The organism is Blastococcus sp. KM273128 (genome assembly GCF_021698975.1).
In the GTDB taxonomy this organism is placed as follows: Bacteria; Actinomycetota; Actinomycetes; order Mycobacteriales; family Geodermatophilaceae; genus Blastococcus.
Genome location: NZ_SSXA01000054.1, coordinates 21,288 through 27,287 on the forward strand (window position 1 = coordinate 21,288; position 6,000 = coordinate 27,287).

At 74.9% G+C, this 6,000-nt stretch carries 4 protein-coding genes; 1 reads left to right on the top strand and 3 read right to left on the bottom strand.

What is annotated here, in order from left to right; genetic code table 11:
- Positions 1 to 200 precede the first annotated feature (200 nt).
- The gene (gene leuS / locus E9529_RS15115) at positions 201 to 3,092 is read left to right on the top strand and encodes a leucine--tRNA ligase (RefSeq protein ID WP_236831977.1); all 2,892 of its coding nucleotides are present in this window, start codon (positions 201 to 203) and stop codon (positions 3,090 to 3,092) included.
- A gap of 90 nt (positions 3,093 to 3,182) precedes the next feature.
- On the opposite strand, the gene lipB is transcribed toward leuS, so the two are convergent.
- The 3 genes from lipB to E9529_RS15130 are packed head-to-tail and all read right to left on the bottom strand — an operon-like array spanning position 3,183 to position 5,833.
- Complete coding sequence (gene lipB, locus E9529_RS15120) at positions 3,183 to 3,839, bottom strand: lipoyl(octanoyl) transferase LipB (RefSeq protein WP_236831978.1); 657 nt, start codon at positions 3,837 to 3,839, stop codon at positions 3,183 to 3,185.
- 21 nt (positions 3,840 to 3,860) lie between these two features.
- Positions 3,861 to 4,595, bottom strand: coding sequence for a peptidase E (locus tag E9529_RS15125; RefSeq protein ID WP_236831979.1), 735 nt, complete (start codon positions 4,593 to 4,595; stop codon positions 3,861 to 3,863).
- Positions 4,595 to 5,833 carry an NAD(P)/FAD-dependent oxidoreductase gene (locus E9529_RS15130; protein WP_236831980.1) on the bottom strand — a complete coding sequence of 413 codons (1,239 nt, stop codon included), beginning with the start codon at positions 5,831 to 5,833 and terminating at the stop codon, positions 4,595 to 4,597. Before E9529_RS15130 ends, E9529_RS15125 begins: the two co-directional genes overlap by 1 nt.
- Positions 5,834 to 6,000: the final 167 nt, after the last annotated feature.

Genomic DNA, 6,000 nt, shown 5'->3' on the forward strand with positions numbered 1-6,000 from the left:
GTCCGCGGCTTCCGGCGCCCGTGGCCGCTCCGGGGTGGCCAGGCGGTATCCTCGGGCGCGTGACCGGGCGGCTCCTGCTTCTCCGGCCGTGCTGACCAGATCCCCCGCGACCAGCACGGCGACCCCTCCTGCGTGAGGGGTTTTTTGTTGCCCACCACCGGTACCGCACCGCGCGCACGACGATCCGGGAGCACGAGACGATGAGCCAGACCGACAGCCGCAGCAGCGAGGCCACGGGCGACGGCGTACCGCCGCACCGGTACACCCCGGCGCTGGCCCAGCGGATCGAGCTGGCCTGGCAGGACCGGTGGGAGGCCGAGGGCACCTTCCACACGCCCAACCCGGTCGGGCGGCTGAGCGCGGGGTTCGAGCGGGTCGCCGACCGGCCGAAGTTCTTCGCGATGGACATGTTCCCGTACCCCTCGGGTGCGGGCCTGCACGTCGGGCACCCGTTGGGCTACCTGGGCACCGACGTCACCAGCCGGTTCCGCCGCATGGACGGCGACAACGTGCTGCACCCCATGGGCTACGACGCCTTCGGCCTGCCCGCCGAGCAGTACGCCGTGCAGACCGGGCAGCACCCGCGGATCACCACCGAGGCCAACATCGCCGCGATCAGCGCCCAGCTGCGCCGGCTCGGGGTCGACCACGACCAGCGCCGCACCTTCGCGACGATCGACCCGGGCTACTACAAGTGGACCCAGTGGATCTTCCTGCAGATCTTCGGCTCCTGGTTCGACGCGGACGCCGGGAAGGCCCGCCCCATCGAGGAGCTCGTCGCCGAGCTGGACGCCGGCACCCGCGAGCCCGGTGAGGGCACGAACCCCTACGGCCGCCCGTGGGCCGAGCTGGACGCGGTGCAGCGGGGCGTCGTCGTCGACGCGCACCGGCTGGCCTACCTGCACGAAGCGCCGGTGAACTGGTGCCCCGGCCTGGGCACCGTGCTCTCCAACGAGGAGGTCACGCCCGACGGCCGGTCCGAGCGCGGCAACTTCCCGGTGTTCCGGCGGCCGCTGAAGCAGTGGATGATGCGGATCACCGCCTACGCCGACCGGCTGCTGGCCGACCTGGACCGGCTGGACTGGCCGGACTCGCTGAAGCTGATGCAGCGCAACTGGATCGGCCGCTCGACCGGCGCCCGCATCCGCTTCGCCGCCGGGACGGAGACCGTCGAGGTCTTCACCACCCGCCCCGACACGCTGTTCGGCGCCACCTACATGGTGCTGGCGCCCGAGCACCCGCTGGTCGGGTCGCTGACGGCCGCCGCCTGGCCCGACGGCACCGACCCGCGGTGGACCGGCGGCGCCGCCACGCCGGCCGACGCGGTGCGCGAGTACCAGCGCCAGGCCTCCCGCCGCTCGGAGCTGGACCGGCAGGACGCCGGCCGGGAGAAGACCGGTGTCTGGCTGGGCGTCACCGCCGTCAACCCGGTCAACGGCCGTGAGCTGCCGGTGTTCATCGCCGACTACGTGCTGACCGGCTACGGCACCGGCGCGATCATGGCCGTCCCGGGTGAGGACCAGCGCGACTGGGAGTTCGCGCGGAAGTTCGGCCTGGAGGTCGTGCCCACCGTCGAGCGGCCCGAAGGTTTCGACGAGGACAGCGGCGCGTACACCGGCCCCGGCCGGATGATCAACTCGGCCAACGACGAGATCTCCCTGGACGGGCTGGACAAGGCCGAGGCGATCGCCCGCGTCACCGACTGGCTGGTGGGGCGGGGCGCGGGCGAGGCGACGACCACCTACAAGCTGCGCGACTGGCTGTTCAGCCGGCAGCGCTACTGGGGCGAGCCGTTCCCGATCGTCTACGACGAGCACGACCGCCCGGTCGCCGTCCCGCAGTCGATGCTCCCGGTGCTGCTGCCCGAGGTCGACGACTACTCGCCGAAGACCTTCGCCGACGACGACGCCGACTCCGCGCCCGAGCCGCCGCTGTCGCGCGCCACCGACTGGACGACGGTCGAGCTGGACCTGGGCGAGGGGCCGAAGAAGTACCGCCGCGAGACCAACACGATGCCCAACTGGGCGGGCTCCTGCTGGTACTACCTGCGCTACCTGGACCCGGGCGACGACGAGCGGATGGTCGACCCCGAGCTGGAGCGCTACTGGATGGGCCCGCGGGAGCCCGGGGACACCGGCGGCGTCGACCTGTACGTCGGCGGCGTCGAGCACGCCGTCCTGCACCTGCTCTACGCCCGCTTCTGGCACAAGGTGCTGTTCGACCTGGGCCACGTCTCCAGCGAGGAGCCGTTCCGCCGGCTGGTCAACCAGGGCTACATCTCGGCCTACGCCTACACCGACGAGCGCGGCTTCTACGTGCCCGCCGCCGACGTGGAGGAGAAGGACGGCCGGTTCTTCTACGAGGGCGCCGAGGTCAACCGCGAGTACGGGAAGATCGGCAAGAGCCTGAAGAACATGGTGACGCCGGACGAGATGATCGGCGCCTACGGGGCCGACACCTTCCGCGTCTACGAGATGTCGACCGGCCCGCTGGAGCAGTCCCGCCCGTGGGAGACCAAGGCCGTCGTCGGCTCCCAGCGGCTGCTGCAGCGCATCTGGCGGGTCGTCGTCGACGAGGTCTCCGGGGCGGTGCGGGCCGCGGACGTCGAGCCGGCCGAGGAGACGCTGCGCGCGCTGCACAAGGCGATCGACGGCGTCCGCGACGGCTACGCCACCCTGCGGTTCAACATCGCGATCGCCCGCATCACCGAGCTGACCAACCACCTCACCCAGGCCTACGGGGCCGACCGCCCGGTGCCCCGGTCGGTCGCCGAGCCCCTGGTGCTGATGGTCGCCCCGCTGGCGCCGCACCTGGCCGAGGAGCTGTGGTCGCGGCTGGGCTGCGACGGCTCGGTGGCGTGGGCGCCGTTCCCGGTCGCCGACCAGCGGTGGCTGGTCGAGGACACGGTGCAGGTCGCCGTCCAGGTCAACGGCAAGGTGCGCGCGCAGGTGCAGGTACCCGCGGACGCCGACGCCGCCGCGCTGGAGGCCGCCGCCCGGGCCGACGAGAAGATCGCCGGCCACCTCGAGGGCGCCACGGTCCGTCGCGTCGTCGCCGTGCCCGGCCGGCTCGTCAACTTCGTCCTCGGCTGAGCCCCCCGCCGCAGGCGGTGTCCCGCAGGCGGGCATCCCGGACCCAGGGATGTCGCTGCCCGGGACACTGCCTGCGGGCAGCGCCGCAGGTCAGGCCGGCGCGGGGGCTCCGGTCAGCACGCGGGTCATCGCCGCCTCGACCGGGGCCATCGCCTCGGCCGTCGTGACGTCGCGGCCCAGCTCCGCCGACAGCGAGGTGACGCCGGCGTCCGGGATCCCGCAGGGGACCATGTTGGCGAAATAGCGCAGGTCGGGGTCGCAGTTGAGGGCGAAGCCGTGCATCGTGACGCCCCGGGCGACGCGGATCCCGATCGCGGCGACCTTCCGCTCCGGGCGGTGCCCCTGGCCGGGCACGTCCGCGGGCACCCAGACGCCGCTGCGCCCCTCGACCCTCCCCGTCGCCAGCCCGAAGCCGGCGCAGACCTCGATCAGCGCCTCCTCCAGCCGGCGGACGTAGGCGACGACGTCGACCGGGTCGGGCAGCGCGACGATCGGGTAGCCCACCAGCTGGCCGGGCCCGTGCCAGGTGATCTTCCCGCCGCGGTCGACGTTGATGACCGGCGTCCCGTCGAACGGGCGCTCGTGCGGCTCGGTGCGCTTGCCGGCGGTGTAGACCGGCGGGTGCTCCAGGAGCAGCAGCGTGTCGGGCGCCTCGCCGGCCACCCGCCGGGCGTGCAGCTCGCGCTGCTGCGCCCAGGCCTCCTCGTAGGGAACGGTGCCCGCCCGGATGATCCGCAGCTCGCTCACGGCCGCCAGCCTAAGCCCGCGTCACGCCAGCCTGCGCGGTTCGAGGCGGGTCTCGACGACGCTGCCGCCCGGACCGCGCTCCACCCGGTAGGCGGCCGCACCGGGGCGGTCGCTCACCGCCTCGACCAGCTCGGTGCCCCGGTAGACCAGGCCCGCTCCGTCGTCGGTGGCGTGGCCCCCGGGCAGCGTGCCGTCGGCCACCAGCCGGTGGTACAGCGGGCGGCGCTGCACCTCGGAGTCGTAGTGGACGCCGTTGGACGTGGGGATGAGCCCGAGCCCGTCGGTGACCGGCCGCAGGTCGGGGCCGTAGGAGTCGGTGGTGCCGCCCACGTGCCAGCACAGCGAGCCCGCCGAGACGCCGGCCAGCACGACGCCGGCCCCCCACGCCTCGCGGAACACCTCGTCGAGGCCGTGCACCCGCCACACCGCCAGCAGGTTGGCCACGCTGCCGCCGCCGACCCACACGACGTCCTGCGCGAGGAGGTGGGCGCGCAGGTCGGGGACCGTGGGCATCGGGAACAGGCTGAGGTGGCTGACCTGCACGGCGCTGCCGGCGAAGGCACCGTAGACCGAGGCGACGCGGGCGGGGTCGTCGCCGGTGGCGGTGCCGAGGTAGCAGAGCCGCGGCCGCTCGGGCGCACCGGCGAGCTCGAGCGCCAGGTCGAAGACCGGCCCCGGCCGCCAGTCGGCCGGGCCGCGCCCGCCCGGGGTGAAGCCCATGCTGGTGGCCAGGATCGTCGGCGCGGTCGCGGGCATCAGGCGGCCCCGGCCGGACGGATCCGGCGCAGCACGGCGCGGGCCGCCCGCGCGCCGCTGGCCATCGCGCCCTGGATGGACGGGGTGTCCCGGTGGTCGCCGCAGACGAAGAGCCCGTCCCCGAGGTCGACGGCACGCCGCAGCTGCAGGGGCGGGAGCGCGGCCGGCTGGGCTCCCGGCACGGTCACCGACGTCAGGTGCTCGAGCTCGGTGGGGGAGACGCCGTGCGCGGCGGCGACCTCGCCGCGGACCTCGTCCTCGCGGGTGCGGTCGAGCGTGGAGCTGGCCACCAGCGCGCGGCCGTCCGGGCTGTACCGCGGCTGGGCGTCGGACACGACCGCGCTGTTGACCACCCGGCCCCGCGGCTGCCCGAGGACGATCAGCGGCGCGGGCCACGGCGACGCGGGCAGCACGTGCAGGTGCGTCGTCACCTCGCGGGGCGCGTCGGCCTCGACGGCCGGCAGCAGCCGGGACGCCGTCGCCGGGTCGGTGGCGACGACGACGGCACCGGCCGACCAGGTGCCCGCGTCGGTGGTCACCGATCCGGGGGAGACCGATCGCACCGCGGTGCGCAGGTGCACCCGGCCGCTCTCCAGGCGCCCGGCCAGCTGCTCGCCGATCGCCTGCATCCCTTCGGCGGGCAGCCCGGTCGAGCCGCGCACGAAGCTGCGCCACAGCAGGTCCACGTAGCGGCTGGAGGTGGCGAGCTCGTCCTCCAGGAGGACCCCGGCGAGGAAGGGGCGGAGGAAGCGCTCCAGCGCGGCCGCGCCCACGCCGGCGGTGCGCAGCGACTCGTCGGCCGTCGTCTCCGGGGCCTGGAGCAGGCGCTGGACGGGGGCGTAGCCGGCGCGCAGGGAGAAGGCGACCAGGGCGGCCTTCTCGCGGAGCGAGCCCAGGGGAGCCGCCGCGGTGCCGACCACGGCGGTGGGCTGCCGGCGGGGGTCGACGACCCGGTGCGCCCGCCCGTCGACCCGGACCACCGCACCGCGCTCGAACCAGCCGAGCTCGAGGGCGGCCAGGTCGAGGTCGGCCGCCCGCGGGTAGCCGGTGTTGAACACCTGGAAGCCGCGGTCGACCACGAAGCCGTCGACGCGCTCGGTGGCCAGCCGTCCACCGGGGTGGCCGGAGGCCTCCAGCACGTGCACGTCGACGCCGGCGGCGGCCAGCCGGGTGGCGGCGGAGAGCCCGGCCAGGCCGGCTCCGACGACGAGGACCTCGGCCCGGGGCGACGTGGACACCGCCCGACGGTAACGGGCAGCGCAGGTCCGCGCGGCCCTGGCCTGTGGACGGCGGCAGCGCGGGGGAGCCGGGTGCGGATCTGCGCGGCCGGCGGCGGCGCCGTCACCGGTCCCCACCGGTCACGTGCTCGGCGCAGAAGCGGTCGGAGAGCGCGTAGCGGAGCAGC

Bases quoted from the DNA above. Each gene is read 5' to 3' on its own strand.
- leuS (WP_236831977.1), top strand. From the start codon at position 201: ATGAGCCAGACCGACAGCCGCAGCAGCGAGGCCACGGGCGACGGCGTA.
- E9529_RS15125 (WP_236831979.1), bottom strand. From the start codon at position 4,595: ATGCCCGCGACCGCGCCGACGATCCTGGCCACCAGCATGGGCTTCACC.